General features: G+C 74.8%; 27 protein-coding genes and 1 pseudogene. 18 read left to right on the plus strand and 10 right to left on the minus strand.

Annotation, left to right across the window (positions count from 1 at the left end; genetic code table 11):
• The first annotated feature begins 3 nt into the window (after positions 1 to 3).
• The 6 genes from H7H31_RS01020 to H7H31_RS01045 all read left to right on the plus strand — a co-directional run bounded on the left by H7H31_RS01020 (position 4) and on the right by H7H31_RS01045 (position 3,356).
• Positions 4 to 717, plus strand: a complete 714-nt coding sequence (locus H7H31_RS01020; RefSeq protein WP_187065158.1) for a GvpL/GvpF family gas vesicle protein — start codon at positions 4 to 6, stop codon at positions 715 to 717.
• Positions 718 to 779: 62 nt separating this feature from the next.
• On the plus strand, positions 780 to 1,040 hold the full coding sequence (locus H7H31_RS01025) for a gas vesicle protein GvpG (protein ID WP_187065159.1): 261 nt from the start codon (positions 780 to 782) through the stop codon (positions 1,038 to 1,040).
• Between the two features lie 149 nt (positions 1,041 to 1,189).
• The gene (locus H7H31_RS01030; protein WP_187065160.1) at positions 1,190 to 1,702 is read left to right on the plus strand and encodes a gas vesicle protein; all 513 of its coding nucleotides are present in this window, start codon (positions 1,190 to 1,192) and stop codon (positions 1,700 to 1,702) included.
• Positions 1,699 to 2,583, plus strand: coding sequence for a GvpL/GvpF family gas vesicle protein (locus H7H31_RS01035; RefSeq protein ID WP_232109624.1), 885 nt, complete (start codon positions 1,699 to 1,701; stop codon positions 2,581 to 2,583). Before H7H31_RS01030 ends, H7H31_RS01035 begins: the two co-directional genes overlap by 4 nt.
• The gene (locus H7H31_RS01040) at positions 2,573 to 2,830 is read left to right on the plus strand and encodes a gas vesicle protein (RefSeq protein WP_187065161.1); all 258 of its coding nucleotides are present in this window, start codon (positions 2,573 to 2,575) and stop codon (positions 2,828 to 2,830) included. Before H7H31_RS01035 ends, H7H31_RS01040 begins: the two co-directional genes overlap by 11 nt.
• Positions 2,831 to 2,936: 106 nt before the next feature.
• Positions 2,937 to 3,356, plus strand: a complete 420-nt coding sequence (locus H7H31_RS01045) for a gas vesicle protein K (protein WP_187065162.1) — start codon at positions 2,937 to 2,939, stop codon at positions 3,354 to 3,356.
• A 158-nt stretch (positions 3,357 to 3,514) separates the two neighbouring features.
• On the opposite strand, the gene H7H31_RS01050 is transcribed toward H7H31_RS01045, so the two are convergent.
• The gene (locus tag H7H31_RS01050) at positions 3,515 to 4,426 is read right to left on the minus strand and encodes a LysR family transcriptional regulator (RefSeq protein WP_187065163.1); all 912 of its coding nucleotides are present in this window, start codon (positions 4,424 to 4,426) and stop codon (positions 3,515 to 3,517) included.
• Between the two features lie 96 nt (positions 4,427 to 4,522).
• Here H7H31_RS01050 and tdh point away from each other — a divergent pair, with 96 nt between their 5' ends.
• Positions 4,523 to 5,563: an L-threonine 3-dehydrogenase gene (tdh, locus tag H7H31_RS01055; RefSeq protein WP_187065164.1), complete on the plus strand. Its 1,041-nt coding sequence runs from the start codon at positions 4,523 to 4,525 to the stop codon at positions 5,561 to 5,563.
• An 83-nt stretch (positions 5,564 to 5,646) separates the two neighbouring features.
• A complete protein-coding gene (locus tag H7H31_RS01060) occupies positions 5,647 to 6,831 on the plus strand; it encodes a glycine C-acetyltransferase (RefSeq protein WP_187065165.1) in 1,185 nt (394 codons plus the stop codon).
• 151 nt (positions 6,832 to 6,982) lie between these two features.
• Here the strand turns inward: H7H31_RS01060 and H7H31_RS01065 are convergent, their stop codons facing one another.
• Positions 6,983 to 7,537: an RDD family protein gene (locus H7H31_RS01065; protein ID WP_187065166.1), complete on the minus strand. Its 555-nt coding sequence runs from the start codon at positions 7,535 to 7,537 to the stop codon at positions 6,983 to 6,985.
• A gap of 274 nt (positions 7,538 to 7,811) precedes the next feature.
• Complete coding sequence (locus H7H31_RS01070; RefSeq protein ID WP_232109625.1) at positions 7,812 to 8,726, minus strand: phosphatidylinositol-specific phospholipase C; 915 nt, start codon at positions 8,724 to 8,726, stop codon at positions 7,812 to 7,814.
• A 247-nt stretch (positions 8,727 to 8,973) separates the two neighbouring features.
• Between H7H31_RS01070 and H7H31_RS01075 the strand changes: the two are divergent.
• The 5 genes and pseudogenes from H7H31_RS01075 to H7H31_RS01095 all read left to right on the plus strand — a co-directional run bounded on the left by H7H31_RS01075 (position 8,974) and on the right by H7H31_RS01095 (position 14,157).
• Positions 8,974 to 9,540: pseudogene (locus H7H31_RS01075) on the plus strand (AAA family ATPase).
• Between the two features lie 343 nt (positions 9,541 to 9,883).
• A complete protein-coding gene (locus H7H31_RS01080; RefSeq protein WP_187065168.1) occupies positions 9,884 to 10,453 on the plus strand; it encodes a 2Fe-2S iron-sulfur cluster-binding protein in 570 nt (189 codons plus the stop codon).
• Positions 10,450 to 11,454 (plus strand): FAD binding domain-containing protein, encoded by a 1,005-nt coding sequence (locus H7H31_RS01085; RefSeq protein WP_187065169.1) that lies wholly within the window; start codon positions 10,450 to 10,452, stop codon positions 11,452 to 11,454. The genes H7H31_RS01080 and H7H31_RS01085 overlap by 4 nt, the downstream gene beginning before the upstream one ends.
• Positions 11,455 to 11,464: 10 nt before the next feature.
• A complete protein-coding gene (locus H7H31_RS01090) occupies positions 11,465 to 13,558 on the plus strand; it encodes a xanthine dehydrogenase family protein molybdopterin-binding subunit (protein WP_187065170.1) in 2,094 nt (697 codons plus the stop codon).
• Between the two features lie 107 nt (positions 13,559 to 13,665).
• Positions 13,666 to 14,157: a pyridoxamine 5'-phosphate oxidase family protein gene (locus tag H7H31_RS01095; RefSeq protein WP_197995940.1), complete on the plus strand. Its 492-nt coding sequence runs from the start codon at positions 13,666 to 13,668 to the stop codon at positions 14,155 to 14,157.
• 72 nt (positions 14,158 to 14,229) lie between these two features.
• On the opposite strand, the gene H7H31_RS01100 is transcribed toward H7H31_RS01095, so the two are convergent.
• Both H7H31_RS01100 and H7H31_RS01105 read right to left on the minus strand, forming a co-directional pair.
• Complete coding sequence (locus tag H7H31_RS01100) at positions 14,230 to 14,667, minus strand: Fur family transcriptional regulator (protein WP_187065171.1); 438 nt, start codon at positions 14,665 to 14,667, stop codon at positions 14,230 to 14,232.
• Between the two features lie 325 nt (positions 14,668 to 14,992).
• Complete coding sequence (locus H7H31_RS01105) at positions 14,993 to 15,760, minus strand: thioesterase II family protein (RefSeq protein WP_187065172.1); 768 nt, start codon at positions 15,758 to 15,760, stop codon at positions 14,993 to 14,995.
• 278 nt (positions 15,761 to 16,038) lie between these two features.
• Here H7H31_RS01105 and H7H31_RS01110 point away from each other — a divergent pair, with 278 nt between their 5' ends.
• Positions 16,039 to 17,334 (plus strand): C15 family peptidase, encoded by a 1,296-nt coding sequence (locus H7H31_RS01110; RefSeq protein WP_187065173.1) that lies wholly within the window; start codon positions 16,039 to 16,041, stop codon positions 17,332 to 17,334.
• 54 nt (positions 17,335 to 17,388) lie between these two features.
• Here H7H31_RS01110 and H7H31_RS01115 read toward each other — a convergent pair whose 3' ends face one another.
• Complete coding sequence (locus H7H31_RS01115; RefSeq protein ID WP_187065174.1) at positions 17,389 to 17,601, minus strand: DUF4287 domain-containing protein; 213 nt, start codon at positions 17,599 to 17,601, stop codon at positions 17,389 to 17,391.
• A gap of 39 nt (positions 17,602 to 17,640) precedes the next feature.
• On the minus strand, positions 17,641 to 18,207 hold the full coding sequence (locus tag H7H31_RS01120) for a dihydrofolate reductase family protein (protein ID WP_187065175.1): 567 nt from the start codon (positions 18,205 to 18,207) through the stop codon (positions 17,641 to 17,643).
• Positions 18,208 to 18,339: 132 nt separating this feature from the next.
• Here H7H31_RS01120 and H7H31_RS01125 point away from each other — a divergent pair, with 132 nt between their 5' ends.
• The 3 genes from H7H31_RS01125 to H7H31_RS01135 all read left to right on the plus strand — a co-directional run bounded on the left by H7H31_RS01125 (position 18,340) and on the right by H7H31_RS01135 (position 20,801).
• Positions 18,340 to 19,011: a TetR/AcrR family transcriptional regulator gene (locus tag H7H31_RS01125; RefSeq protein ID WP_232109626.1), complete on the plus strand. Its 672-nt coding sequence runs from the start codon at positions 18,340 to 18,342 to the stop codon at positions 19,009 to 19,011.
• A gap of 196 nt (positions 19,012 to 19,207) precedes the next feature.
• A complete protein-coding gene (gene thyX, locus H7H31_RS01130; RefSeq protein ID WP_232109627.1) occupies positions 19,208 to 19,984 on the plus strand; it encodes an FAD-dependent thymidylate synthase in 777 nt (258 codons plus the stop codon).
• 274 nt (positions 19,985 to 20,258) lie between these two features.
• Positions 20,259 to 20,801, plus strand: a complete 543-nt coding sequence (locus tag H7H31_RS01135) for a GNAT family N-acetyltransferase (RefSeq protein ID WP_187065176.1) — start codon at positions 20,259 to 20,261, stop codon at positions 20,799 to 20,801.
• Between the two features lie 96 nt (positions 20,802 to 20,897).
• Here the strand turns inward: H7H31_RS01135 and H7H31_RS01140 are convergent, their stop codons facing one another.
• Together H7H31_RS01140 and H7H31_RS01145 are read right to left on the minus strand one after the other, a co-directional pair.
• The gene (locus H7H31_RS01140; RefSeq protein ID WP_232109628.1) at positions 20,898 to 22,310 is read right to left on the minus strand and encodes a cation:proton antiporter; all 1,413 of its coding nucleotides are present in this window, start codon (positions 22,308 to 22,310) and stop codon (positions 20,898 to 20,900) included.
• A 6-nt stretch (positions 22,311 to 22,316) separates the two neighbouring features.
• Positions 22,317 to 22,787, minus strand: a complete 471-nt coding sequence (locus H7H31_RS01145) for a cation:proton antiporter regulatory subunit (protein WP_187065177.1) — start codon at positions 22,785 to 22,787, stop codon at positions 22,317 to 22,319.
• Between the two features lie 350 nt (positions 22,788 to 23,137).
• Between H7H31_RS01145 and ligD the strand changes: the two genes are divergently transcribed.
• A complete protein-coding gene (gene ligD, locus H7H31_RS01150; RefSeq protein ID WP_187061661.1) occupies positions 23,138 to 24,049 on the plus strand; it encodes a non-homologous end-joining DNA ligase in 912 nt (303 codons plus the stop codon).
• A 230-nt stretch (positions 24,050 to 24,279) separates the two neighbouring features.
• On the opposite strand, the gene H7H31_RS01155 is transcribed toward ligD, so the two are convergent.
• Entirely contained in the window at positions 24,280 to 25,341 is a 1,062-nt protein-coding gene (locus H7H31_RS01155; protein WP_187061662.1) for a PRC and DUF2382 domain-containing protein, read from the minus strand.
• Between the last annotated feature and the right edge of the window lie 310 nt (positions 25,342 to 25,651).

Consider the following 25,651-nt stretch of genomic DNA (forward strand, 5'->3'; position numbering starts at 1 on the left):
CCCATGTCGACGTACGTGTACGCCATCACGCCCGCCGACCACCCGCTGCGCCTCGAAGGGTTGCACGGGGTCGGTGAACCCGCCGGAGAACTGCGCGTGCTCAAGACCGACGCGCTGGGCGCGGTCGTCAGCGACGCCCCCGAGGACCTGCGGGCCAAGCGACGCGACCTGATGGCCCATCAGAGCGTGCTGAGCCGCCTGTTGGACGAGGGCACCGCGTTGCCCATGCGGTTCGGGCTGGTGGGGCCGGACGACGGCCAGGTGCTCGCGGCGCTCGACGAGCGGCGGGACGAGTACGGCAAGCGGCTCAAGGAGATCGACGGGTGCGTCGAGTACCACGTGAAGGTCTCGCGGGACGAGGCCGACATGCTCCGCGAGATCGTCGCCGAATCGGCGGAGATCCGCGAGCTGAACGAGGTCACCCGGGAGCGGCCGGAGGCCCACACCGAGCGGCTTCGGCTGGGCGAACTCATCTCGCGCGAGGTGCGCACGCGCCAGGACGCGGTGGCCGAGAGCGTGGTGACCCACCTGGCACCAGTCGGGCTCGGCCACCGCGTGGGCTCGGCCACCGCGAGCCACTTCCTCAACGTGTCGTTCCTGGTCAAGCGGGACGAGGCGGCGGCGTTCGCGCGGGCCGTGGACGAGGAGGTCGAGCGCCAGGGCGCCGGCTACGTGGTCAGCCTGCACGGGCCGCTGCCGCCGTACAGCTTCGTGTGAGGAACCCGCCGGCGCTCGCGCCGGCGGGGACGGGTCCGAGCAAACCCAGCCGAGGAGGAACCGTGGGACTGGTGACCGGGCTGCTGATGCTGCCCTTCGCCCCCGTGCGCGGCACGGCCTGGGTGATCGACCAGGTGGTGACCGCCGCCGAGCGGCAGGCGTACGACCCGCAGCCGGTGCGCGAGCGGCTCGCCGCGCTGGTGGCCGAGCGGGAGGCGGGCCACATCGGCGAGGAGGAGTTCGACCGCCAGGAGGACGAGCTGCTCGACCTGTTGGAGTGGTACGAGTACCGCCAACGCCAGCTCGGACCCGCGGAGCGGTAACGCGCCACCGCGCCCCGGGCCGCGCCCGCGCACCGCCGGCGCGTACCGCCAGCCGGAGTCGTCCCATGGCCCCCGGCCCGGGGCCGATCCAAGAACAACCCACGGTCGGGCCCTAGCCGAACCGAGGCCGAACCAAGGAGGTGTCCGCCATGTCCGATCCGCTCGCCAGCCGGCCGGGGCTCGCCAGTGGCCTGTCGCCCCGCGGCGCGGAGCCGTCCGCCAACCTGGCCGACATCCTGGAACGCGTCCTGGACAAGGGCGTGGTCATCGCCGGCGACATCCAGATCAACCTGCTCGACATCGAGCTGCTGACGATCAAGCTCAGGCTCGTCGTCGCGTCGGTCGACAAGGCGAAGGAGATGGGCATCGACTGGTGGGAACGCGACCCCTCGCTGTCCTCGCTGGCCCAGCGCCCCGCCCCGCCGCCCGCGGCGCCCTCCGTGCGCGACGCGTCCACCGCGCCCGCCGTGCCCGTGGCGACCACGGACGGGGCGCCGGGCGCGGCCGACGAGGCGGTGGGCCATGAACTGGTCGAGGAGAACGCGCGGTTGCGGGCCGAGCTGGCCCAGTTGCGCGCCGGCGGGCCGGCCGCCCCCGGCCTGCCGGCCCCGCGCGACGGCCACGGCGACCGTTACGAACCCGGTGAAGGGAGCAACCCGTGAGTGACCAGGCCACCCCCGAGGCGCCCGTTCCACCCGCTCGCCTGCCGGCGGCCAGCGGCGCGGGCGCGGACCCCGAGACCGGACCGTGCTACGCGTACGCCATCGGCCGCGGCACTCCGGAGCTCGCCGACGCGGCGGCCGGCGTGTCGGGGCTGGACGGGGCCGGCGTGCGGACCGTGTGTGCCGACGGGCTCGGGGCACTGGTGTGCGCGGTGGCGCCGGACGCGTTCGACACGGCCGGGTTGCGCGCCCAGTTGGAGGACCTGGAGCGGCTGACCACGATCGCCAGGTCGCACCACGAGGTGGTGGCCGCGGCCAGCGCGGCGACGACCGTGTTGCCACTGCGGCTCGGCACCGTCTACCGGGACGCCTCGCGGGTCGCCCAGATGCTGCGCGAGCACGGCGCCGCGCTGCGCGAGTCGCTCGACCGGCTGGCGGGGCACGCGGAGTGGGGCGTCAAGGTGTACGCCGAACCGGGCGCCGGCGCGCCGACGCCGCCGGCCGCCGACGACACCACCGACACGCCGGGGCGCGCCTACCTCCAGCGGCGCCGGGCCGCGCGGGAGGCGCAACGCGCCGCCGACCGCACGGCGCGCGAGGTGGTGGCGCGGGTGCGGGCGGGGGCCGCCGAGTGGGCGGTCGACCGGGTCGCGCACCGCCCGCAGCACGGCGAGTTGGCGAGCACCAACGGCGAGAACCTGGTCAACGACGCGTACCTGGTGGGCGCCGAACACGTCGACGCCTTCCAGGCCGCGGTGCGCCACGCCGCGGCCGGCGCCGCCGGCGTGCGGGTGGAGCTGACGGGCCCGTGGGCCCCGTACTCCTTCGCCACGCCACCCGGGGCCGAGCCCGCCGGCGAGGGGTCCGGCCATGAGCGCTGAGGCCCCCGCGACCGGGCTCGCCGCGCCCCCTGGCGCTACCGCGCTCGCCGGCGGCACCGCGCCCGACGGCGACGACGCCCTGGTCGGGCGGCAGGTGGCGCTGATCGACCTGCTGGACCGGCTGCTGACCGGGGGCGCCGTCATCACCGGCGATCTGGTGATCTCCGTGGCGGACGTGGACCTGGTGCACATCAACCTGCGGGCCGTCATCCGCTCGATCACCGAACAGAGCCCCTCCCCCTGGTGACGCGCCGACCCACCGAGCCCACGCGCCGCCCGCGAGAGCCGCGACGTACGCCGCCGCGCGCCGTGACACGCCCCGGCGTGCGCACGGTCGAGAAGGGAGTCACACCGTGCCTCAGCCACGCCCCACCACACAGCGCCCACCCGAGCGGCCCGGCCACCCCACGGCCGCGCCCGACCCGGCCGCCGAGCCCGACCCGGCCACCGCGCCGTTCGCCTCCCCCGTCTCCCCCGAGGCACCCGGGAGCACGGCGGGCGCGCGGCGGCTGGCCACCGATCCGCAGACCGTGGAACGGGACCTGATCCGCCTGGTGCTCACCATCGTGGAGTTGGTGCGCCAGCTCATGGAGCGCACCGCCCTGCACCGCGCCGACCAGGGCGACCTCAGCCCGGAGCAGGAAGAGCAGGTGGGCCGCACGCTGCTGGCGCTGGAGGAGCGGATGGCCGAACTGTGCGAGCGCTACGGGCTGACCATGGCCGACCTCAACCTCGACCTGGGCCCGCTCGGCTCCCTGCTCCCCCAGAGCTGACCGCACCGGGACTGGCCGTCCCAGGGCCCGTCCGGGGCTGACCCGGACGGCTGGCCGCCCCGGGGCCGAGCACGCGCCCCGCCCCCGATTCGGCCCGCGCCCGGTGTCCCCGCGGGCGCGGGCCCTGCCACGTCACGCGCCGGTTGGTCGGCGCCGGCTCACACGGGCAGCGCCGCCACGGTCTCCCGCAGGCCGGCCAGCGCCTGGCGCAGCAGCGGGTGGTGCTCGGTGCCCGCGCGTACCGCCGTGAACACCTTGCGGATCGGGCCCCGACCCCGTACGGGGCGTACCACGGCGCCTTCGGCGATCGCCCCCGGCAGCGCGGAGCGGGGCACGAGCGCGACGCCCGCGCCGACGGCGACCAGCGCGCACACGGCCCGGAAGTCGTCGGACAGGGACGCCACCCGGGGCTGGAAGCGGGCCTCCTGGCAGGCGAGGACCACGGCGTCGTGGACCGGGTTCCCGGGCCACGGCGTGATCCACGGGTCGCCCGCCAGGGCGGCCAGGTCCACGTCCGCCGCCCCGGCCCGCGGGTGGTCGGGGGGCAGGACGACGTCGAACGGCTCGGCGTACAGCGGCTCGCGCAGCATGCGGTCGTCCCAACGCCCCAGCGTCTCGCGGTCCTCCACGGCCACCGCCACGTCGGCCTCCCCCGCGATCAGCAGCCGGTGGCACTCCCGGCCCTCGGCGTCCTTGACCCGCACCCGCACGCCGGGGGCCAGTTCCCGGAGCGCGACCAGGGTGGGGGCGACCACCTCGGTGATCGCGGTGGCGAACGCGGCCACGGTGACCTCCCCGGTCACGCCCGCCGCGCAGGCGGCCACGTCGGCCTCGGCGCGTTCGAGCTGCGCGGCGATCTTGGTGGCGTGGCCGGCCAGCACCGTGCCGGTCGCGGTGAGCCGCACGGCCCGCCCCCGCCGCTCCAACAGCGCGTGGCCCACCTCGCCCTCCAGGGCGGCCAGTTGCTGGGAGACCGCGGAGGGTGAGAGGTAGAGCGCCTGCGCGGCGGCGGTGACGGTGCCGTGGTCCGCGAGGGCGCGCAGGACGCGCAGCCTTCTGGGGTCGATCACTCGGGCAGTATGGCACGCCTGTGAAGCTCACCTTCACAGGAGACCTGGGAAAATGCCGATGGACTTCACAGCGTGCGGGCAGCACAGTGGGCGCCCATGAAGGCATTGGTGAAGACCGCCGCCGGGCCCGGCATCGAACTGACCGAGGTGCCGACCCCGCGCGCCGGGGACGGCCAGGTACTCATCCGGGTGCTGCGCACCGGGATCTGCGGCACCGACCTGCACATCGCGGCCTGGGACGACTGGGCGGCCCGCTCGGTGTGCGCGCCGCTGATCATCGGGCACGAGTTCGTGGGCGAGGTCGTGGAGATCGGCGCCGGCGTCAGGGACATCGCGCCGGGCGACACCGTCAGCGGCGAGGGCCACCTCGTGTGCGGCAAGTGCCGCAACTGCATGGCCGGCCGGCGCCACCTGTGCATCCGTACGATCGGCCTCGGCGTGCACACCGACGGCGCGTTCGCCGAGTACGTGGTGTTGCCCGCGTCCAACGTGTGGGTGCACCGACACGACGTGGACCTCGACGTGGCGGCGATCTTCGACCCGTTCGGCAACGCCGTGCACACGGCGCTGTCCTTCCCGGTGCTCGGCGAGGACGTGCTCGTCACGGGCGCGGGCCCGATCGGCATGATGGCCGCGGCCATCGCCCACCACGCGGGCGCCCGGAACGTGGTGATCACCGACGTCAGCCCGTACCGGCTCGACCTCGCCCGCAAGATGGGCGCCAGCGTCAGCCTCGACGTCAGCGACCGTTCCATCGCCAGCGTGATGCCCGACCTCGACATGAGCGAGGGCTTCGACGTCGGCCTGGAGATGTCGGGCCGCGCGGACGCGCTGCGCGACATGATCGCCACCATGAGCCCCGGCGGCCGGATCGCGGTCCTCGGCCTGCCCGCCGAGGAGGTCCCCGTGGACATGGCCACGGTGGTCACCCGCATGCTGACGCTGCGCGGCATCTACGGTCGGGAGATGTACGAGACGTGGTACGCCATGTCGGTGCTGCTCCGCAACGGCCTGGACATCTCGCCGGTGATCACTCACCGGTTCGGCTTCGAGCAGCACGCGGACGCGTTCGCCACCGCGCGCTCCGGCGCGTGCGGCAAGGTCATCATCGACTGGACCCGCCCCACCCTCGCCTGACCCACGCGTCCGGGCCGCCCGCGCAGCGGGAGAGCCGGCCCGAGCGCGACCGCGAACCACCGACCCGCCCCGAAGGAGCCCCCGTGTTCGACAGCGTGCGCCAGGATCTGCGTGCCGAGTTGGAGGAGATCCGCGACGCCGGCCTGTACAAGTCCGAGCGCGTGATCGCCAGCCCGCAGTCCGCGAGCGTCCGCGTTGGCGACGCCGCGGTCGTCAACTTCTGCTCCAACAACTACCTCGACCTCGCCGACCACCCCGAGGTGATCGCCGCGGCCAAGCAGGCCCTGGACGACTGGGGCTTCGGCATGGCCTCCGTGCGCTTCATCTGCGGCACCCAGACGCCGCACAAGGAGCTGGAGCGGCGGATCTCGGAGTTCCTCGGCACCGAGGACACGATCCTCTACAGCTCGTGCTTCGACGCCAACGGCGGCGTCTTCGAGACGCTGCTCGCCGACGGTGACGCGGTCATCTCCGACGAGCTCAACCACGCCAGCATCATCGACGGCATCCGGCTGTCCAAGGCCGCCCGCTACCGCTACCGCAACCGCGACCTCGCCGACCTGGAGCGCTGCCTGAAGGAGGCCGCCGGGGCGCGCCGCACGCTGGTGGTCACCGACGGCGTGTTCTCCATGGACGGCTACATCGCCCCGCTGGACGAGATCTGCGACCTGGCCGAGCGGTACGGCGCCATGGTCATGGTGGACGACTCGCACGCCGTCGGCTTCGTCGGCGAGAACGGCGGCGGCACGCCGGAGCTGTACGGCGTGCGGGACCGGGTGGACATCGTCACCGGCACGCTCGGCAAGGCGCTCGGCGGCGCCAGCGGCGGTTACGTGGCCGCCCGCGCGGAGATCGTCGAGCTGCTGCGCCAGCGCTCGCGCCCGTACCTGTTCTCCAACTCCCTCGCCCCCTCCATCGTCGGCGCCTCGTTGAAGGTGCTCGACCTGCTGGCGGCGTCGGGCGACCTGCGCGAGCAGTTGCGCGCGAACACCGCGCTGTTCCGTTCGGAGATGACGGCGGCCGGCTTCGACGTGCTGCCCGGCGAGCACGCCATCACCCCGGTGATGATCGGCGACGCGGCGCTGGCCGCGAAGATGGCCGCCGCGCTGCTGGAGCGGGGCATCTACGTGATCGCCTTCTCCTACCCGGTCGTGCCCAAGGGCAAGGCCCGCATCCGCGTCCAGCTCTCGGCGGCGCACTCCACCGATGACGTACGCCGCGCGGTGGCCGCCTTCCGCGAGGTGCGCGACGAACTGGCCGGCGCCTGACGGCACCGCGGCCCCGGTCGGAGCCGCCCGCTCGGCGCGCCCCGAGAAACGGGTGGCCACGCGTGGAGCCCCGGTCGCCACGAGGCGGCCGGGGCTCCACGCACGCTGCCGCAGGCCTACGGGTTCCGAGGGCGCGCGGCGCGGCACCGGGTCACAGGCCGCCCGGCACCCACGGCTCCGGCGCCTCCACGCGGACGACGACGGTGCCGGCGGCCTGGTCGTGCAGGCACTGCTGGAGCGGCTCGTCCCGCAGGGACCAGAGCTGGTCGACGCCGCACAGCGCGATCATGCCGACGTGGGTCAGGTGCCGTCCGAGGGCGATCCGGTAGGGCAGGGCGCCGCCGTCCTGCGCGTGCGCGACGCGCAGTCCGAACAGCAGCTTTCCCGGAGAGCCGCCCCAGCGGGCGGTGGTGAGTGGCGAGTAGCAGAACAGCAGCCCGGCCGCGGTCAGGGCGGCGACGGGGGCAGCGGGCCCGTCCAACAGCAGGCTCGGCAGCGCCGTGACGCACGTCAGCAGGCCGAAGAGTACGAGGTCGGCGAGGTAGGCGCCGAACCGCTCGGGGAGGTCGGCCGGGTGCGGCTCGCCCGGACGGGTGGGGTACATCCTCAGCCATGGAGGCCAGGGCCGTCGCGGCAGCCAGTCCTGGTCGATGGGTCCCGGCGACGGGGCGGGGACGGAGGGCGCGGAGAGGGCGGCATCGTCCATGTCCGCAAGTTAGCGCGGCAGGCCGGCGGGAGAACCCGAGCGACGCACAGTTCATCCGTTGAGTACGCTCCGTGACCGTACCGGCTCCGCGAATGTTCGGCGATGGCCGCGCCGAACGCCTTCCGGCGCGCCGCGCGTACGGATGTGACAGCGGCCCGCCACCACGGCCCGGGGCGCGGGACGGGGGCTCGTAGGCCCGGCAACCCGTGCGCGTGAGGGCGGGGTAGCGCCGGGGTGGTTGTGCCCCGGCGCCGGCCCCGCCCCCAAAGCGGCGCTACGCGGCGCCGGCGGCCGTGGCGGCCCGCTGGTTGCGCCGGATGATGGTGTGCACGAGCGCCGGCGTGGCGTCGGGGAAGTCCATGGCCACGACGCCGAGGCCGGTCAGCCGGCGGCCGTGCGGGCCGGTCAGGAAGCGGTGCACCCGGGGGTTGAGGTACCGGGCGTTCGCGCGCGGGGAGCCCTGGACGGCGGTGCCGACGTAGTTGACGTACAGCTTGCCGGGCCGGGCGGCGGCCTTGCGCAGGTGGCGCTCGACCTTCTGGTACTTCACGGCCGGGGGCGCCGTCGCGTCGTCCTGCACGTCGAACAGCGCGGCGTCGCCGTACGGGACGCCGGGCAGCTTGGGATGGTCGGCGAGCAGGACGACCCGGCCGCGCGCCTGACCTAGCGTGGGCAGCGTCGCGTCGAGCCGCAGCAGCCGGCGGAAGCCCGCCTGGTAGAGGTCGAAGACGCGCCGGAACTCGGCGTCCGGCACGGTGGAGTGCTCCTGCCGCAGCCGCAGCAGCACGGTCTCCGAGGGACGCGCGCGCAGGAACGCCTCACAGGCCAGCAGCACCTCGCCGAACAGCACCCGCTGGAAGACCGCCCCGTGGTGGACGGCGAAGGCCGAGTGGGACGACCGGCAGCCGATGTCCAGGAACCGGATGCCCAGGTCCAGTTGTTCGGCGATGGTGCGGCGCTGCCGGGCGACCTGGGCCCCGCCGAAGCGCACCGCGGAGTGCTGGGTGCCCGGCAGGCTCAGGCGGGCCACCGGGGTGTCGTCGGCCAGGTCGGCGAGCCAGCCCCCGGTGGGCCGGGGCGAGCGCGGCGCGTCGCGCGCCGCGGCCGGATGCCCGCCCGCGTACCCCAGGAGCCCGCCCGCGGTGACGGTCGCCGCGCCGAACAGGAAGCCGCGCCGGTCCAAGCTCATGTCGCGTCCTCTCGTGGCCATCTGATGGCCCGTCGGGTGGTGCGGGAGACGGGCCGCACGGTAACAGCTCCGTCCCCCGACCGCCGGAGCCACTCGGCGCCCGGGCCCGGCGCGCCCCGGACATGTGACGGGCTTGCCCCCGTACGGCCCGTGTGTCCGCCCACCCGGTGTGGCGGGAAACCGACGCAGCCGCCGGCCATCTCGCGGGCGCCGGCCCGGGCCCGCCCGGCTCCCCCGCGAAAACGGGATGCCCCGGGGCGGGGTGGTCTGCGAGGGTCCGCGCGTGAACACTGGGGAACGCAACGAAGTGCTGCTCATCGCCGGCCGCTCCGGCGTCGGCAAGTCGACCGTGGCCTGGGAGGTCTCCGCCGTGTTGCGGGCGGCGGGCGCGGCCCACTGCCTGGTCTAGGGCGACCTCATGGACCAGGTACACCCGGCGCCGCCCGACGACCCGGACCGCTCGGCGATCACCGAGCGCAACCTGGCGGCGATCTGGGCCAACTACGCCGCGCTGGGCCAGCGGCGGCTGATCTACACCAACACGGTCAGCGTGCTGGAGGGCGCGATGTTCCGCCGCGTGCTGGGCGCGGACGTACGGATCGTGCCGGCGCTGCTGACCGCGGACGACGCCACCGCCCGCGCCCGCCTGACGGGCCGCGAGATCGGCTCCCAGGCGCAGGCCCACATACGGCGCAGCGCGCACATGGCCCGTCACCTGGACCGGCACGCGCCACCGGAGACGGTGCGGGTGGCGACCGACGGCAGGACGGTGGTGGACATCGCCCGGGAGGTGGTGGCGGCCTCCGGGTGGTGAGCGGCGGCCCGGGCGGGGCCGGGCGTACGGCCCGGGCCGCTGGCGGTGAGAGCTCCGGGCCGCTTCCGGCTGAGAGCACGGTGTCCTCCCTGGCGCACCCGTCGACGGTCGCGCGCCCGCGCACGGCGGCGTCGGGCCGTCCGGCTCCCACCCGCGTCGGGCCGCGCCACTCCGCGCCGGGCGGCGGTCGGGCCGCCGCGTCGCCGGCCGGCGGCGCCGGACGCGCGAACGCCGGCCGGGCGTGCGCCACCCGGGTGACTGGCCGATACTTTCTGGTTTGTCCCGGGGCGGGGAGGGGACGCGACTTCGGGGCCGCAGCACACCAGCGAAGGGCCGTGACGCCATGGCAACGATCTCGAAACCCACCGTCCAGCACCGCCCGACCTCCTCGGAGGTCACCCTGCGGGTCAACGGGGTCAGCCACCGGCTGACCGTCGACCACCGCACCACCGTGCTCGACGCGCTGCGCGAGCACCTGGACCACACGGGCCCGAAGAAGGGTTGCGACCACGGCCAGTGCGGGGCGTGCACGGTGCTCGTCGGCGGTCGCCGCACCAACAGTTGTCTGCTGCTCGCCGTCGCGGCCGACGGCGAGGAGATCACCACCGTGGAGGGGCTGAGCGACGGCGAGCAGCCGCACCCCGTGCAGCGCGCGTTCCTCGACCACGACGGGTTCCAGTGCGGCTACTGCACCCCGGGGCAGGTGTGCTCGGCCATCGGCATGCTCGCCGAGGCGGCCGACGGCCACCCCTCGCACGTCACGCCGCTGCCCGGAACCGGCTCCGGCGCGCCGCCGCCGGGCTCCCCGGTGCCGCTGACGCCGGCCGAGATCCGCGAGCGGATGAGCGGCAACCTGTGCCGCTGCGGCGCCTACCCGAACATCGTGGCCGCCATCGAGGAGGTGGCGCCGTGAAGCCGTTCGGCTACGTGCGCGCCGACGACGTCGACACGGCGATCGCCACCGTGGCCACCGAGCCGGGCGCCCGCTTCCTGGGCGGCGGCACCAACCTGGTGGACCTGATGAAGCTGGGCGTGGAGCGGCCGGCACTCCTCGTGGACGTCAGCCGGCTGCCGCTGACCGGCATCGATCCGCTGCGTGACGGCCGCTGGCGGATCGGGGCCAACGTCCGCAACAGCGACCTCGCGGCGCACCCGGTGATCCGCTCCCGGTTCCCGGCGCTCTCGCAGGCGCTGTTGGCCGGCGCTTCGGGACAGTTGCGCAACGCCGCCACCACGGGCGGCAACCTGCTCCAGCGCACCCGCTGCCTGTACTTCCAGGACGTGAGCAAGCCGTGCAACAAGCGCTCCCCGGGCAGCGGCTGTCCCGCGCGCGAGGGCGTCCACCGGGACCTGGCGATCCTCGGCCACTCCGAGCACTGCGTGGCCACCCACCCGTCCGACCTGGCGGTCGCGCTCGCCGCGCTCGACGCCAGCGTCGTGCTGCGCGGGCCGGACGGCGAGCGCCGGGTCGCGCTGACCGAGTTCCACCGGCTGCCGGCCGACCTGCCGGAGCGGGACACCGTCATCGCCCACGACGAGTTGCTGACGGCCGTCGAACTGCCCGCGCCGCCGCCGGGCCACTCGGCCTACCGCAAGGCCCGCGACCGCGCCTCGTACGCCTTCGCGCTGGCCTCCGTCGCCGCCGTGCTCGACGTGCGCGACGGCGAGGTGCGCGAGGCGCGGCTCGCCTTCGGGGGGCTTGCGGCCAAGCCGTGGCGGGCCAGGGTCGCCGAGCAGGCGTTGCGCGGGGCGCCGGCGACCGAGGGCTCCTTCCGCCGGGCCGCCGAGGCCGAGTTGGCCGCCGCCAGGCCGCTGCGCGACAACGGCTTCAAGGTGCCGCTCGCCCGGAACCTGGCCACCCAGGTCCTCACCTCGCTCGCCGACGCCCACCACCAGTCACCTTCGGCACGTTGAGGAGCAGTCCATGCGCCCACCCGAGACCGGGGCCCCGCTGCGTCGCCTCGAAGGCCAGCTCAAGGTCACCGGCAGCGCGCGGTACGCGGTCGAGTACGCCCTGCCGGAGACGGCGTACGCCTGGCCGGTGCCGGCGACCGTCGCGCGCGGCGAGGTGCGGGCCGTGCACGCCGCGGACGCGCTGGCCATGCCCGGCGCGCTCGCGGTGCTCAGCCACGAGAACGCGCCGCGTCTCGGCCCCGCCGACGACCCCATCCTCAGCGTTCTCCAGGACCCCCACGTGCCGCACCGCGGCTGGTACGTGGCGCTGGCCGTCGCCGAGACGCTGGAGGTGGCCCGCGCCATGGCAGCCGCCCTCCAGATCGACTACGCGGCCGACGCCCACGACACCGTCCTCACCAGCGGACATCCGAAGCTGTACGAGCCGGAGCAGGCCAACGGCGGGCATCCGGCGCGCCGCGAGAGCGGCGACTTCGACGGCGCGTACGCGGCCTCGGCGGTGCGCGTGGACGCCACGTACACCATGGAGGCCGAGCACAACCACCCGATGGAGCCGCACGCCAGCACGGCCCACTGGGTGGACGGCGGGCTGACGGTCTACGACTCGAACCAGGGCTCGACCAAGGTCAAGCAGGCTCTCGCGCCGCTGTTCGGGCTGCGCCCGGAGCAGGTGACGGTGGTCGCCGAGCACGTGGGCGGCGGCTTCGGGTCCAAGGGCACGCCGCGCCCGCAGGCGGTGTTGGCCGCGATGGCCGCCCGCCACGTGGGCCGCCCGGTCAGGCTGGCGCTGCCCCGCGCGCAACTGGCCGGCGTCGTCGGCCACCGGGCGCCGACCATCCAGCGGCTGCGGATCGGCGCGGACCGCCAGGGCCGGATCGACGCGCTGGCGCACGAGATCCTCACCCACACCTCCACCGTCAAGGAGTTCGTGGAACAGGCCGCGACCCCCTCGCGCACGATGTACACCTCGCCCAACAGCCGTACCACGCACCACGTGGCGGCGCTCGACGTGCCGAGCCCGTCGTGGATGCGCGCGCCGGGCGAGGCGCCGGGGATGTACGCGTTGGAGTCGGCCATGGACGAGTTGGCGGTGGCGCTCGACATCGACCCCATCGAGCTGCGGGTACGCAACGATCCGGCCGTCGAGCCGGACACCGGGAAGCCGTTCAGCAGCCGGCACCTGGTGGAGTGCCTGCGCGAGGGGGCGCGGCTCTTCGGCTGGGCGGACCGCGATCCGCGCCCCCGGAGCCGGCGCGAGGGGCGGCAGTTGATCGGCACGGGCGTCGCCTCCGCCACGTACCCGGTCCTGGTCTCGCCGTCGACCGCGGAGGCGTGCACCGAGCCCGGCGGCGGCTACCGGGTGCGGATCAACGCGACCGACATCGGCACCGGCGCCCGTACCGTGCTCGCCCAGGTCGCCGCGGACGCGCTGGGCGTGCCCGTGGACCACGTGCTGATCGACATCGGGTGCAGCGACCTGCCGGCGGCGCCGCTCGCGGGCGGCTCGTCGGGCACCGCCTCCTGGGGCTGGGCCGTGCACCGCGCCTGCCGGCGGCTGCGGGCGCTGGTCGAGGAGGCGGGCGGCGACGAGGTGCCCTCCACCACGCTGCGCGCCTTCGCCGACACCGCGGGCGAGGCGGACGCGGCCTCGGACTACGCCCGGCACGCGTTCGGCGCGCACTTCGCCGAGGTCGCCGTCGACGCGGACACCGGCGAGACGCGGGTGCGCCGGCTGCTCGGCGTCTTCGCCGCCGGTCACATCCTCAACTCCCGTACGGGACGCAGCCAGTTCATCGGCGGGATGGTGATGGGCCTGGGCATGGCCCTTCTTGAGGGCAGCACCATGGACCCGGTCTTCGGCGACTTCGCGGAGCGCGACCTGGCCTCGTACCACGTGCCCAGTTGCGCCGACGTGCCCGCCGTCGAGGCGCACTGGATCGACGAGGACGACCGGCACCTCAACCCGATGGGCAGCAAGGGGATCGGCGAGATCGGCATCGTCGGCACGGCTGCGGCGATCGGCAACGCGCTGCACCACGCGACCGGGGTGCGGCTGCGGGAGCTGCCGATGACGCCGGACCGGGTGCTGGCACACCTGGGTTGAGCCCGGGGCGTGGGCCGGGCCCGGCCGTCCACAGGCCGGGCCGCGGCCGGCCGCGCGCGGGTAGGGTGCGGGCGAACCGCCCCATGATCCGAAGGACGTGTTGTCCCGTGTCCGACCTCGCCACCACCGCCCCCGCCTTCGTCGAGATGGCGCACCGCATCGTCTGGGCCTCCGTGGCCACCGTGGACGGCGCCGGCCGCCCGCGCAGCAGGGTGCTGCATCCGATCTGGACCTGGGAGGACGGCACGCTGACCGGCTGGGTCGGCACCAGCCCGACGCCCGTCAAGCGCGCCCACCTGGCGCACAGCCCGTACGCGTCGGTGAACTACTGGTCGCCCGACCAGGACACCTGCGTCGCCGAGTGCGCGGCCGAGTGGGCCGACGACGTGGAAACCCGCACGCGGGTGTGGAACCTGCTCAAGTCGGCCCCGGCACCGCTGGGTTACGACCCCGGTGGCATCGGCATCTCCGCCTGGCAGACGCCCGAGTCGCCCGGGTTCACGGCCCTCAAGCTGACCCCGTGGCGGCTGCGGGTGATGCCGGGGACGCTGATGCGGGGCGAGGGTGGCGAGATCCTGACCTGGCAGCGCGCGGACTAGCTGTTTCGTCCGAATAGGCCGTGGACGGGTGCCTGAGCGCCCGGTCGCGGGCGCCCGGGCCGGGGCGTGGCCTCAACTCGCGGTCGTGCAGGTGGGGCACAGCCCGGTGAGTTCCAGGGTGTGTTCCACCGCCGAGAACCCGGTGCGCCCGGCCACGCCGTCCGCCCACTCCTCCACCACGTCGGCGTCGACCGGCTGGCTGTGGCCGCAGTGGCGGCAGAGCACGTAGTGCCGGTGCCCGGCGGCGGGGCGGTGGCGGTACCTGCGGCCCCCGGCCGCGTCGTGCACGACGTCCAGCAACCCGCCGCGAGCCAGGGCCTGCACGCTGCGGTAGACGGTGGTCAGCCCGATGGACACGCCGTCGGCGACCAGTCGGGCGTGCAGTTCCTGGGCCGAAAGGAACCGTGCCGATGCGGCGATGGCCCGTAGCACGGCGGCCCGCTGCGGCGTGTGGCGCCCGGGCGCGACGCCGTCCGCTCGCGCCGCCCTCCTCGACCGTCCGCCGCTCATGGTCGCCCGCCCTCCGGTACGACGGCCACCGCGTCGCTCACGTGGTCAACGCGGCCGAAGCCCCCAACTCGCCCCACGGTAGGTGGGAATGATTTCCAGGTCGAGGAGGAGTCGGGGCGCGGCACTCGGCCCTGGGGGCGCACAGGGGGCGCCGTCGGCGAGCCGTACCACGCGGCGATCGCCCCCTTTCATCGGCTTCGCCATGCTGGCGGGATGTCCCGTGCTGAGCACCGCCCCACGTCCCTGGCCCTGGGCTGTGGGTAGACCGCGTGCGGGCTCGGCGTGCTGACGCGCTGCGCGGCGCGTACGGGGCCGCCCGCCGTCGTCAGCGCGGTGGGGCCGGCAGCGCCGACGCGCCCAGCGCCGCGACCATCCGCTCCCCCTGCGGCCAGAGGAAGAAGTGGTCGCCGGGGAGCACCGTCAGGGAGAAGTCGCCGCTGGTGGCCGAGGCCCAGTCGGCGACCGCGTCCGGCGTGGCCTCCGGGTCCGCGTCGCCGGTGAACGCCTCGATGGGGCAGCTCACCCGGGCGTCGAGGTCCGGGGCGTAGGTGCCGACGATCTGGTAGTCGGCGCGGATCGCGGGCAGCAGCAGCTCGCGCATCTCCGGGTCGGCCAGGAGTTCCTCGTTGGTGCCGCCGAGTCGGCGCAGCTCGTCGGTGAACTCCCGCTCGCCCAGCCGGTAGGTGTCGGCGGGGTGCTGGTGGCGCGGGCCCGGCCGGCCGGAGACGTACAGCCGGCGCGAGCGCGGGCCGCGGCCCCGCTCCAGGCGCAGCGCCACCTCCCAGGCGACGGAGGCGCCCATGCTGTGCCCGAAGAGCACCAGGCGGCGTTCGCCGAGCAGCGGGGTGCGCAGGATCTCGGCGGTCAGCGCGTCGGCGAGCGCGGCCATCTCGACCAACGGCTCCTCCAGGAGGCGGTCCTGACGGCCCGGGTACTGCACCGCGAGCAGTTCGAGCTCCGGCGGCAGCAGGCGCGCCCAGGGCGTGAAGAACCCGGCGTTGCCGCCCGCGTGCGGCAGGCACAGCACGGTCGTGGTGGCGGCGGGGCGGGGCGCTGGGCGGCGCAGCCACGGGGATTCGGGCGCGGTCGGCACGGTCGGCTCCGTACGGTCGTCGGTGACGCCGCCGGGTACGAGACGACCGGCGGCCCTGCCCGGGCAGTCTCCCGCACGGCGGTGGGTGGCCCCGGCACGGGTCGGCGGTCGCCGCCGGAAACGCGTGGCAGGCGGGGGGTGGTGCGATGGGCGGCGGTCGGGTTCGATGGCGGGCACGCCGCGCGGCTCGCCGAGCGCGACCGCGCGGGGTGCGTCAGGCAGACGGGACCGCCCGCCTGCCGGGCGCCGTCGCCACCCCCCGTACCGAAGGACCGCGTATGAGATCCCTCCGCACCCGTCTGGGTTGGCTCGCCACCGCCGTGGCCGTCGTCGCGCCGTTGGCCATCGCCGCCCCGGTGTCCGCCGCCGCCCCGGCGGCGGACACCGGCAGCACCCGCGCCGACGGGCCCACCGTCGAGGAACGGCGGCTCGACCTGCCGGTGCCGCGCGAGATCCTGCGGCGCGGCGGGTTCGACGACGTGGCGCCGCGCTTCGCCCGCGCGCTGGCGGGCGCGCGTTCGCCGGCCGCGGCCCAGCGGGTGGTGGCCCAGCACGGGCAGCGCCTGTGGGAGCGGGCGGTGGACCGGGCGCAGGGGCGCGGGCCCGCGGGCGGCGACCTCAGCCGGGACGACGACCGCCCGCTGTACTGGGCACGCCTTGGCATGACGCGGGCCCTGACCGAGTGGCGGCCGGCCTTCCCGGTGTCCGACGCGCGACGGGCCGCGCTGCGGGCCCACCTGGAGCGCTCCTCGCGCGGGCAGGACACGCTGCGGCTGCCGGCGGGCAAGGGCGTCAAGCGGATCGTGGTGACCGGGTTCGACCCGTTCCAGCTCGACGCCGACCCCCGGCGCAGCAACCCGTCCGGCGCGGCGGCGCTGGCGCTGGACGGCACCACGATCCGCACCGCCTCGGGCCCCGCGCGGATCGAGACGGCCGTCTTCCCCGTGCGCTGGGACGAGTTCGCGTCCGGCGTGGTCGAACGCGCGCTGCTGCCGCACTTCAGGCCGGGCCCGCGCCAGGTGGACCTGTTCACCACCATCAGCCAGGGCCGCCCAGGACGCTTCGACGTGGAGCGCACCAACGGGGCCTGGCGCGGCGGCTACGGCGACAACGCGAACGTCTCCCGCACCGGCCTGGTGCCCATACCCCCGGGTCTGCCGACGCCGACCGAGCAGCCGCAGTGGACGACGACCTCGCTGCCGTACGAGCGGATCGTCGAGGCCGGGACCGGCCCGTTCCCGGTGCGGGACAACACGGCCGTGACCGAGATCCCGGCCGGCGGCGACAAGCCGGTGGAGCGGCCCGACGGGCCGACGCCCGGCTCGGCGGCGCGCGCGGGCGGCGGCGGTGACTACCTGTCCAACGAGATCGCCTACCGGGCGACGCTGCTGCGCGACGCGGTCGGCCTCGACGCGCCGGGCGGCCACCTGCACACCCCGGTCCTGGCGTTCGGCCCGGGCAACACCGACCCGGCCACCGGCACCGTCACCGACCCGGAGTTCGTACGCGCCCGGCAGGCCATCACGGACCAGGTGCGCGCGGTGGTCACGGTGGCGGCGGGCACCGTGCGCTGACCGCCGCGGACTTCTCCCCGGGGGCCCGGGCTGTCCGGGCCCCCGGGGAGAGGGTCACTTGCCGCCCGCCTCGGCGAGGGTGTGGGCGACCAGGGCGTTGGCGTGGCCGTGGCCCAGGCCGTGTTCGGTCTTGAGCCACGTCACGAGCTCCATGTGCTTGGTCAGCGGCGAGGCGTGGATGAGGTCCTTCCACTCGGCGATCGGGCGGCCGTACTTCTTCTCGATGGAGGGGAAGTAGCTCGCGGGGCCCTTCACGGGTGTGGCCACGGTGGTCTCCGTTGTGTGGGGTGGTGGGTGCTGGTGGGGTCAGGCGGCCTGGGCGGTGCGCGCGTGGCGCAGCAGGACCACCTGGGAGTCGAAGGTCGCGGTCTCGACCAGGGACAGGTCGACGCGCTGCTGGGGGGTGAAGACGGGCTTGCCGCCGCCGAGCAGGACGGGGTGGACGAAGATCTGGTACTCGTCGATCAGTTGGTGTTCGGTGAGGAAACCGGCCAGCGTGGAGCCCCCGAACAGCACCAGGTGCGCCCCGCCGTCCTTGCAGGCGGTCAACTCCTCGACGACATCGGTGCGGATGACGCGGGTGTTCCAGTCGGCCTCGGTCAGCGTCGAGGAGACGACGACCTTGGACGCCTCGCGCCAGACGGGCGCGAACGCGAGGTCGTGCTCGTGGGTGGAGAACTCCTCGGCGCGGGGCCAGTATCCCGACATCATCTCCCACACCACGCGGCCGTACAGGAAGATGTCGGCGCTGTCGGTGAGGAACTGCGAGTAGGCGGACAGTTCGCGGTCCATACGGGGCCAGTCGAACTCCCCGTTCGGGCCCTCGATGAAGCCGTCCAGTGACTGGTGCACGAAGTGTGTGATCTTGCCCATGCGTCCCGGGCCCCCTTGGCGACAGGCGTCCGGACGGCCGTCGACCGCCCGTGTGTACGATGTCCACATTCGGAGGGAACAGCGGTCCGCGCCCCCCGAGTGATCACGTGAGAGCCTAGACGGCCTAAGTGGATGCTGTCCACATTGGAGGTGGCGGGCATGTCCCCGGCCGGGAACGGAAAGCCCAAGCGGGACACCTACCGCCATGGCGACCTGCGTAACGCCCTGATCGAGGCCGCCCTCGAACTCGCCCGCCAGGGCGGTCCGGAGGCCGTGGTGCTGCGCGCCGCCACCCGACAGGCCGGGGTCGTCCCCAACGCCGCCTACCGCCACTTCGCCGACCGCGACGCCCTGTTGCACGCCGTCTCCCAGGCGGCCATGGCCCAGGTCGCCCGCACCATGGAGGCCGAGCAGGCCGCCGTGCCGCCGACCGAGAACCCGGCGGCCGCCGCCCGGGCCCGCTTCCGTGCCGTCGGCACCGGATACCTCCGCTACGCCCGGGAGGAACCCGGACTGTTCCGCGCGGCCTTCCACGTCCCCGGCGACATGACCCACGCCGCCGACGACACCGCCGCGGGCGCCACCGGCAAGACCCCCTTCGAACTGCTCGGCGAGGCCCTCGACGGCCTCGTGGACGCCGGGCTCCTGGCCGCGGACCGGCGCCCGGGGGCCGAGTTCCTCGCCTGGTCCGCCGTCCACGGGCTCGCGATCCTCCTCATCGACGGTCCCCTGCGCGGCCTCCCTTCCACCCAGGCCCACGACGCGGTCCAGCACGTCATCGACATGATCGAACGCGGCATCTGACGTCCCTAGGCGCGGGCCGGCCCGGGGGCGCTCGCGCGCCGGCGCCGCTGGTCGCGCGGTGCGCGGCGCGGGCGGCGAGGACACCCGGCCCGCTGGCCCGGGCCCGCGGGACCGCGCGGCGGCGCGGGTGGGTGGACGTGGCAGACTCGGCCAGCGCATGTGCTCGAAGCTACGAAGGATGGTCACGTTGCGTCGCGTGGAACCCGAGGTCCGCCTCATCGCCCGCCCCCAGTTGGACTACGACGAGGTCGCCGCGTACCTCGCCGAGGTGGGCGGCGAGAAGTGGCTGGAGCGCGTCGACCGGGGCGAGTTGGACGACGCGCAGAACCTGGCGGAGTTCGCCGGCCGGGTCTGCTACCGCTCCTGGGAGCCGGGCCTGAACCCCAACGTCACCCGCATCCGCACCGACCAGGAGAAGTACCTGCGCAACATCCTGGCCAGCGCGCACGGCTCCGTCCTTGAGCACGTGAGCTTCACCCTGGTGCTGCACCACGTGAGCCGGGTCGCCACGCACGAGCTGGTGCGCCACCGCGCGGGCACCGCCGTCTCCCAGGAGTCGCTGCGCTTCGTGCGCCTGGACGACCTGCCGTTCTGGTTCCCGCGGTGGGCCGAGGGCGACCCGGAGCTGATGGAGCGGGCCACGGAACTGCTCGGGCGGATGGAGGAGTTCCAGCAGTGGATGGCCGGCCACTTCGGGCTTGACGAGGAGGGCGTGCCGTTCGCGGAGAAGAAGGCCAAGACCTCGTTCATGCGCCGGTTCGCTCCGGAGGGGGTGGCCACCGGCCTGGTGTGGACCGCCAATGTGCGCACCCTGCGGCACGTCATCGAGAGCCGGACGGCGCCGGGCGCCGAGGAGGAGATCCGGCTGCTGTTCGGCAAGGTCGGCGAGTTGCTGACCCGGGAGGCGCCGGCGCTGTTCGGCGACTACACCGTCGAGGACGGCGCCTGGGTCCCCGGCTGGCGCAAGGTCTGACCACCACGCGACCGTGCCCGCCCCGGCGAACGGGAGGCGGCCACGGCCGCGCGCACGACCGTCGGACCGTCACGCTCGCGGCGCGTTCTTCGGGTACGTAGCCCCGCCGGGCCCGGCGGGGCTACGTACGCGGCCTGACCCCGGCCACTCACGCAGCCGGCGCCCTTAGGCCCGAACACCGCGCCCACCTCGCACGACGGCGCGGACGATCTTTCATGCGGACGATCGCTAATGGGGTTGCCGTCAGCCAGCCCGGCCGGATAGGAAGGCGTCCATGCTCAAAGGCAACACGGTCGGGCTGCGCGCCCGCCACGAGGACGACATCCCGGTCCTGCGGGCCGAGCTCTACGACGACGTGGTCAACGGCTCGCGGGCCGAGGGCGGGCCGTGGCGGCCGGTGACGCCCGGCACGAAGGACCCGCGGCTCGTGACGGACGACACGGAGCAGGGGCACGTCCCGTTCTCCGTGGTGGACCTGGCGAGCGGCACGTTGGTCGGCATGGCCACCCTGTGGGGCATCGACACGCACAACCGCTCCGCGCACATAGGGCTGGGCCTGCTGCCGGCCGCCCGTGGCAAGGGGTACGGCACCGACGTGGTCGCCGTGCTGTGCCACTACGGCTTCGTCGTACGCGGCCTGCACCGGCTCCAGATCGAGACGCTGGCGGACAACGCGGCGATGCTGCGCTCCGCGACACGCAACGGCTTCGTCCGCGAGGGCGTGCTGCGCTCCTCGTCCTGGGTCCTCGGCGAGTTCCTGGACGAGGTGGTGCTCGGCCTTCTCGCCGAGGACTGGAAGCCGGCGGCGCGGAGCTGACCCGCCGCCCGCTGCCCCTCGACCGGGGGCTGGCCGCACGGCCTTCGTGGCCGGTCGCGGCTCAGGGCGGCGGGATCGCCCCGCGTCCGAACGCCCCTACGGGAGCGGCTTGCCGCCGCGGTGGGTGGACAGCCCCGACTCGTCCTCCGGGGCCGTTCCGGCGTCCGGCTCGGCCTCGGGGAGCCGTGCCGCTGACGCGCCGGGGCCGGGCGCGGCGGCCTCGGCCGGACCTTCCGGAGACGGCGCCGGAGCGTCGGTGGCGGTAGTGGCCCCGCCCGCCGGTTCACGCTCGATGGAGTGGGGCGGGGTCTCGCTCGGCGAGCCGGCGCGGGCCGCTCGGGCGGCGGAGCCGCCGGTGCGGCGCTCGTTCAGCCGGCGTACGACGGGCTCGGTGTAGCGGGCGGCGAGCGGGCCGACGATGACCAGGATCAGCACGTACGCCGTGGCGATGGGCCCGATCCTTGGCTCCGTGCTGACCGCGAGCCCGGCGATGACGATGGAGAACTCGCCGCGCGCGACGAGCGTGCCACCGGCGCGCAGCCGCCCGCGCGGTCCGATGCCGGCGCGGCGCGCCGCGTACCAGCCGGTGCCGATCTTGGACACCGTGGTGACCGCCGCGAGCAGCAGCGCGGGCACCAGCACGGGCGGGATCTCGGTCGGGTCGGTGGACAGGCCGAAGAAGACGAAGAAGACGGCCGCGAACAGGTCGCGTAGCGGCGTCAGCAACCGCTCCGCGCCCTCGGCCACCTCGCCGGAGAGCGCGATGCCCACCAGGAACGCCCCCACCGCCGCGGAGACCTGGAGTTCCTGGGCGACGCCGGCGACCAGCAGGGTCAGGCCCAGCACGACGAGCAGCAGCATCTCGGGGTTGTCCGACGAGACGGCCCGGCTGATCAACCGGCCGTGCCGCAGGGCGAGGTAGAGCACGATGCCGACGGTGCCGAGCGCGATGAGCAGGGTCAGGCTGCCGCCCGCGAGCCCGGCGCCGGCCACCAGCGCGGTGAGCAGCGGCAGGTAGACGGCCATCGACAGGTCCTCGATGACCAGGACGCTCAGGATGACCGGCGTCTCACGGTTGCCCAGGCGTCCGAGGTCGGTGAGGACCTTGGCGATGACGCCCGACGAGGAGATCCAGGTGACGCCGGCGAGGGCGACGGCGCCGACCGGGCCCCAGCCCAGGAGCAGGGCGGCCACGGCGCCCGGGACGGCGTTGAGGACGAAGTCCACCACTCCGGACGGGTACTGGGTCTTGAGGCTGGTGACGAGTTCTGACGCGCTGTACTCCAGACCGAGCAGGAGCAGCAGCAGTATCACGCCAATCTCAGCGCCGACGCCGACGAACTCCTCGCTGGCCTTGAGCGGGAGCAGCCCGCCCTGCCCGAAGGCGAGGCCGGCCAGCAGGTAGAGCGGTATCGGTGACAGGCCGAAGCGCAGTGCCAGACGCCCGATGAGCCCGAGGCCCAGGATGACGGCCCCGAGCTCTATGAGGAGTGTGGTGGTGTCATGCACGCTGGTTCAGCCCTCCGCGATGATGGTGGAGAGCGCGTCGACGCCCTCTCGGGTGCCGACCGCGACGAGCGTGTCGCCGATGGCGAACCGGAAGTCGGGGCCGGGCGAGGGGTGCGCACTGGTGCGGCGCAACACCGCGACGATGGACGCGCCGGTACGGGTCCTGGCGCCGGTGTCGCCGAGCAGCCGTCCCGCGTACGGGGACCTGCTGCCGACCGGTATGTGCTCGGTGACCAGGTCGATGCCGTCGGTGCGGACGGCGGCGATGGGCGCCGGGTCGATGAGGTGGGCGACCGCGGTCGCCTCCTCGGGCGCGAGGCAGATGGACACCTGACAGGAGTCGGGGTCGTCCTGGGAGTAGAAGCCGATGAAGCGACGGCCGTCGTGGTGGACGACGACGGACAGGTGCTGTCCGGCGTGCGTCGTGAAGTCGTACTGGGTACCGACACCGGGCAGCGTGGTGCGCCGTGTGCCCATGGTTGCCTCCTGGGACGCACGTGGTCAGAGCGATTTCTTTAACGTTATATGACCTACGGTCACCGGAGGAACGCTGGGTTCCGGCCCCGGTTCGACCCCCTCGCCCCGCCCGAGCGCCCCGTCTTCCGCCCTGCCCCTACTCCCCCGCGCGCGCCTCCCGCGCCCGCCGCGCGCACCCGCCACGGGCGCCCGCCACGGCGCGTCGCGCACGTGGGGCCGGCCCCGCGCGCGGGGTGTCGGCGGCGCTCCCTCACCACGGGCCGCGCAGCCGGGCGAACCGCGCGCCGGGCTCGGGCCGGCCCGCCGCGCCGCCCGCGCGCGCACGCCGGGCGCGTGGCATCGTCCGTGTCATGTCCGCAGCCCCCGACCGACAGGCCGTGCGGGTGGACGGCCACCAACTGGCCCTGACCCACCTGCGCAAGACGCTCTTCCCCGAGTCGGAGCACACCAAGGCCGAGCTCCTGCACTACTACGCGCGCATCGCCCCGCTGATGGTGCCGCACACCACCGACCGGGCGGCCTCGTTCGTCCGCGCCCCGGACGGCGTGGACGGCGAGCGCTGGTACGCCAAGAACCCGCCCCCCGGCTGCCCCGAGTGGGTCACCCTCACCTCCGTGCCCGGCAAGGGGGAACCGGCCCCGCACGTCGTCGTCGACTCGACCGCGACGCTGGTGGCGATGGCCAACCTCGGGGCGTACGAGGTGCACGTGCCGCAGTGGCGGGCCGGCGCCGGGCCGGCGGTGCACGACCGGGTCGTCTTCGACCTCGACCCGGGGCCCGGCGCCGACGTCACCGACTGCTGCCGGGTGGCGCTCCCGCTGCGCGCCGCGCTCGCCGCCGACGGTCTGACGGCCTGCGCGGTCACCTCCGGCTCCAAGGGCCTGCACCTGTACGTGGCGGTGGAGCCCGCCCCCGCCGAGACCGCGGTGGCCTACGCCAAGCGGTTGGCGGTGCGGATGCGGGCGGAGTTGCCCGACCTCGCGGTGGCGACGATGTCGCGCGCCGCGCGGCACGGCAAGGTGTTCATCGACTGGTCCCAGAACGCCTCGGCGAAGACCACGGCCGCCCCGTACACGCTGCGTATCCGCGAGCGTCCCGGCGTGGCGACGCCGGTCGACTGGGACGAGGTCGCCGCGTGCGCGCACCCGGCCGACCTGGCCTTCGGCCCGGAGGAGGCGCTGGCGCGCGTCGAGGAGCGGGGCGACGATCCGCTCGCGCCGCTGAGCGACGCGGCGCGGCGCGGGCGGCTGCCCGAGACGTAGCGGGCGAGCGCCCGCGCGCGGGTACGACGTGGTCCCCGCCGCTGTCGGATGCGGCGGGGACCACGTCGTCCCGGTGGGGCGGCTCGCCCGGGCGTGACCTGCTCCGGTCTGGCACGGCCTGGGCTGGCCTGATGGGCTCTGGCTTGTCTGGCCCTGTCGCGCTCCGTGGCGGACCGCTCTGTCGGCGGTCGGTGTGACGGGGCGGTGTGACGGGCGGTGTGACCGCGGGGTCAGCGCACGTCCTCGGGCCCCTTCCTGCCGCCTGCGCCACCGCGGCGACCTCGTTCGCCAGCGGCGCCCTCGTCCCCCTCGGCGCCCTCGTACTCCACGCGCTCCTTGCGTACCCGCGCCGAGATCTCCTCCTGCTCGGTCACCCGCTCGGTCTCCAGCCGTACGCGCTCGACCGGCACGGTCTCCTTGCGGACGACGGCGCGCTCCGCGTGCAGGGTGACCTCCACCTCACCGTCCTCGATCCGCGCGTCGCGGCTCTGTCGCCGCATGTCGTCCGCCGTGATCGGCTCGCGCGTGAGGTGCACTTCCTCGTGGCTGACGGGCACGGTGCGGGTCACGTCCTCGGTGACCACGTGCTTGCGCAGCCGGGCGCGTCCCGTCTCGTGTTCCTCGGTGCCGATCCGGACCTGCTCCTCGGAGAGGATCATCTCCTGGACGCCCTCCTTGGCCGCCCGGTCGGCATGCTTCCCACGGCCCTGCTTGGTCATGCGCTCGGCCGCCATCTCGCGGGTCTCCTTGGCCGACGCGTCGCCCACGTCGGCGCCGCGCCCGGCGCCCGCGCCGACCAGCTTGGGTCCCCCGGCCTCGGTGCGCTGACCGGACTCGCGGCCCGCGGCGTACCCCGCGGCTCCGCCGCCCGCCGCGCCGCCAGCCGCGCCCGCCATGCCCCCGCGCGTGGTGTTCGCGTCGCCGCCGGCCGTCGCGTCCGTTCCCTGCCCGCGCCCCATCGTCCGCCGACCGGGCTGGCGCAGGCCGTAGTGCCGGTAGAGCTCCGTCTCCTCCTCCGGGGAGAGGTGTCCTGCGGCGTCGATCCGCGGAGCGTCCTTGATCTCCTCCTTGCTGTACGGAACGCGCAGGTCACCACCCGAGTGCTGGGCGCCGGCGAGGGGGACGAAGGTCTCCTTCATGCCGAACAGCCCGGTGCGAACGGTTATCCATTCCGGTACGCCAGTGATGTCGTCGCTGTACACCTGCTGCACCGACCCGACTTTCTGGCCATCCGGGTCGACCACGTGCATGCCTGACAGCTCCTGCGGGGTGTCGCCCTGGGGTGCAGTCATCGCCACTGTCTCCTTTCGCGCGTAGCACGCGCCGACACGGCTGGGCGTGCTCCGTCTTCCATTGCGCGCGTCCCGCAAGCACACGGCGACCGCAGGCGCCCCTCGTCGCCGCCGGCGGAGCCGGCCCGGAACCGGTCCCGGGCCCGCACGAGCGCGCTCTGCCGGCCTCACCCGGGAATTCCGGACGTACTCCATTCGGGTGAGGGCGGGGCCGCGTGCGCCCGTGCCGGCGCGGCGGCCGGGCGCGGGCGGGCACGACGACGCCGGGCGGCGCCCCGTGGTGGGGCGCCGCCCGGCAAGGGCGTCGCGG

The organism is Streptomyces buecherae (assembly GCF_014295035.1).
Taxonomy (GTDB): domain Bacteria; phylum Actinomycetota; class Actinomycetes; order Streptomycetales; family Streptomycetaceae; genus Streptomyces; species Streptomyces youssoufiensis.

What these genes read in the sequence shown, in the direction of transcription:
- H7H31_RS01020 (WP_187065158.1), top strand. Translation starts at nt 4, where the DNA reads ATGTCGACGTACGTGTACGCCATCACGCCCGCCGACCACCCGCTGCGC.
- H7H31_RS01030 (WP_187065160.1), top strand. Translation starts at nt 1,190, where the DNA reads ATGTCCGATCCGCTCGCCAGCCGGCCGGGGCTCGCCAGTGGCCTGTCG.
- H7H31_RS01040 (WP_187065161.1), top strand. Translation starts at nt 2,573, where the DNA reads ATGAGCGCTGAGGCCCCCGCGACCGGGCTCGCCGCGCCCCCTGGCGCT.
- tdh (WP_187065164.1), top strand. Translation starts at nt 4,523, where the DNA reads ATGAAGGCATTGGTGAAGACCGCCGCCGGGCCCGGCATCGAACTGACC.
- H7H31_RS01065 (WP_187065166.1), bottom strand. Translation starts at nt 7,537, where the DNA reads ATGGACGATGCCGCCCTCTCCGCGCCCTCCGTCCCCGCCCCGTCGCCG.
- H7H31_RS01070 (WP_232109625.1), bottom strand. Translation starts at nt 8,726, where the DNA reads ATGAGCTTGGACCGGCGCGGCTTCCTGTTCGGCGCGGCGACCGTCACC.
- H7H31_RS01080 (WP_187065168.1), top strand. Translation starts at nt 9,884, where the DNA reads ATGGCAACGATCTCGAAACCCACCGTCCAGCACCGCCCGACCTCCTCG.
- H7H31_RS01090 (WP_187065170.1), top strand. Translation starts at nt 11,465, where the DNA reads ATGCGCCCACCCGAGACCGGGGCCCCGCTGCGTCGCCTCGAAGGCCAG.
- H7H31_RS01100 (WP_187065171.1), bottom strand. Translation starts at nt 14,667, where the DNA reads ATGAGCGGCGGACGGTCGAGGAGGGCGGCGCGAGCGGACGGCGTCGCG.
- H7H31_RS01110 (WP_187065173.1), top strand. Translation starts at nt 16,039, where the DNA reads ATGAGATCCCTCCGCACCCGTCTGGGTTGGCTCGCCACCGCCGTGGCC.
- H7H31_RS01120 (WP_187065175.1), bottom strand. Translation starts at nt 18,207, where the DNA reads ATGGGCAAGATCACACACTTCGTGCACCAGTCACTGGACGGCTTCATC.
- H7H31_RS01125 (WP_232109626.1), top strand. Translation starts at nt 18,340, where the DNA reads ATGCTGTCCACATTGGAGGTGGCGGGCATGTCCCCGGCCGGGAACGGA.
- H7H31_RS01135 (WP_187065176.1), top strand. Translation starts at nt 20,259, where the DNA reads ATGCTCAAAGGCAACACGGTCGGGCTGCGCGCCCGCCACGAGGACGAC.
- H7H31_RS01145 (WP_187065177.1), bottom strand. Translation starts at nt 22,787, where the DNA reads ATGGGCACACGGCGCACCACGCTGCCCGGTGTCGGTACCCAGTACGAC.
- ligD (WP_187061661.1), top strand. Translation starts at nt 23,138, where the DNA reads ATGTCCGCAGCCCCCGACCGACAGGCCGTGCGGGTGGACGGCCACCAA.
- H7H31_RS01155 (WP_187061662.1), bottom strand. Translation starts at nt 25,341, where the DNA reads ATGACTGCACCCCAGGGCGACACCCCGCAGGAGCTGTCAGGCATGCAC.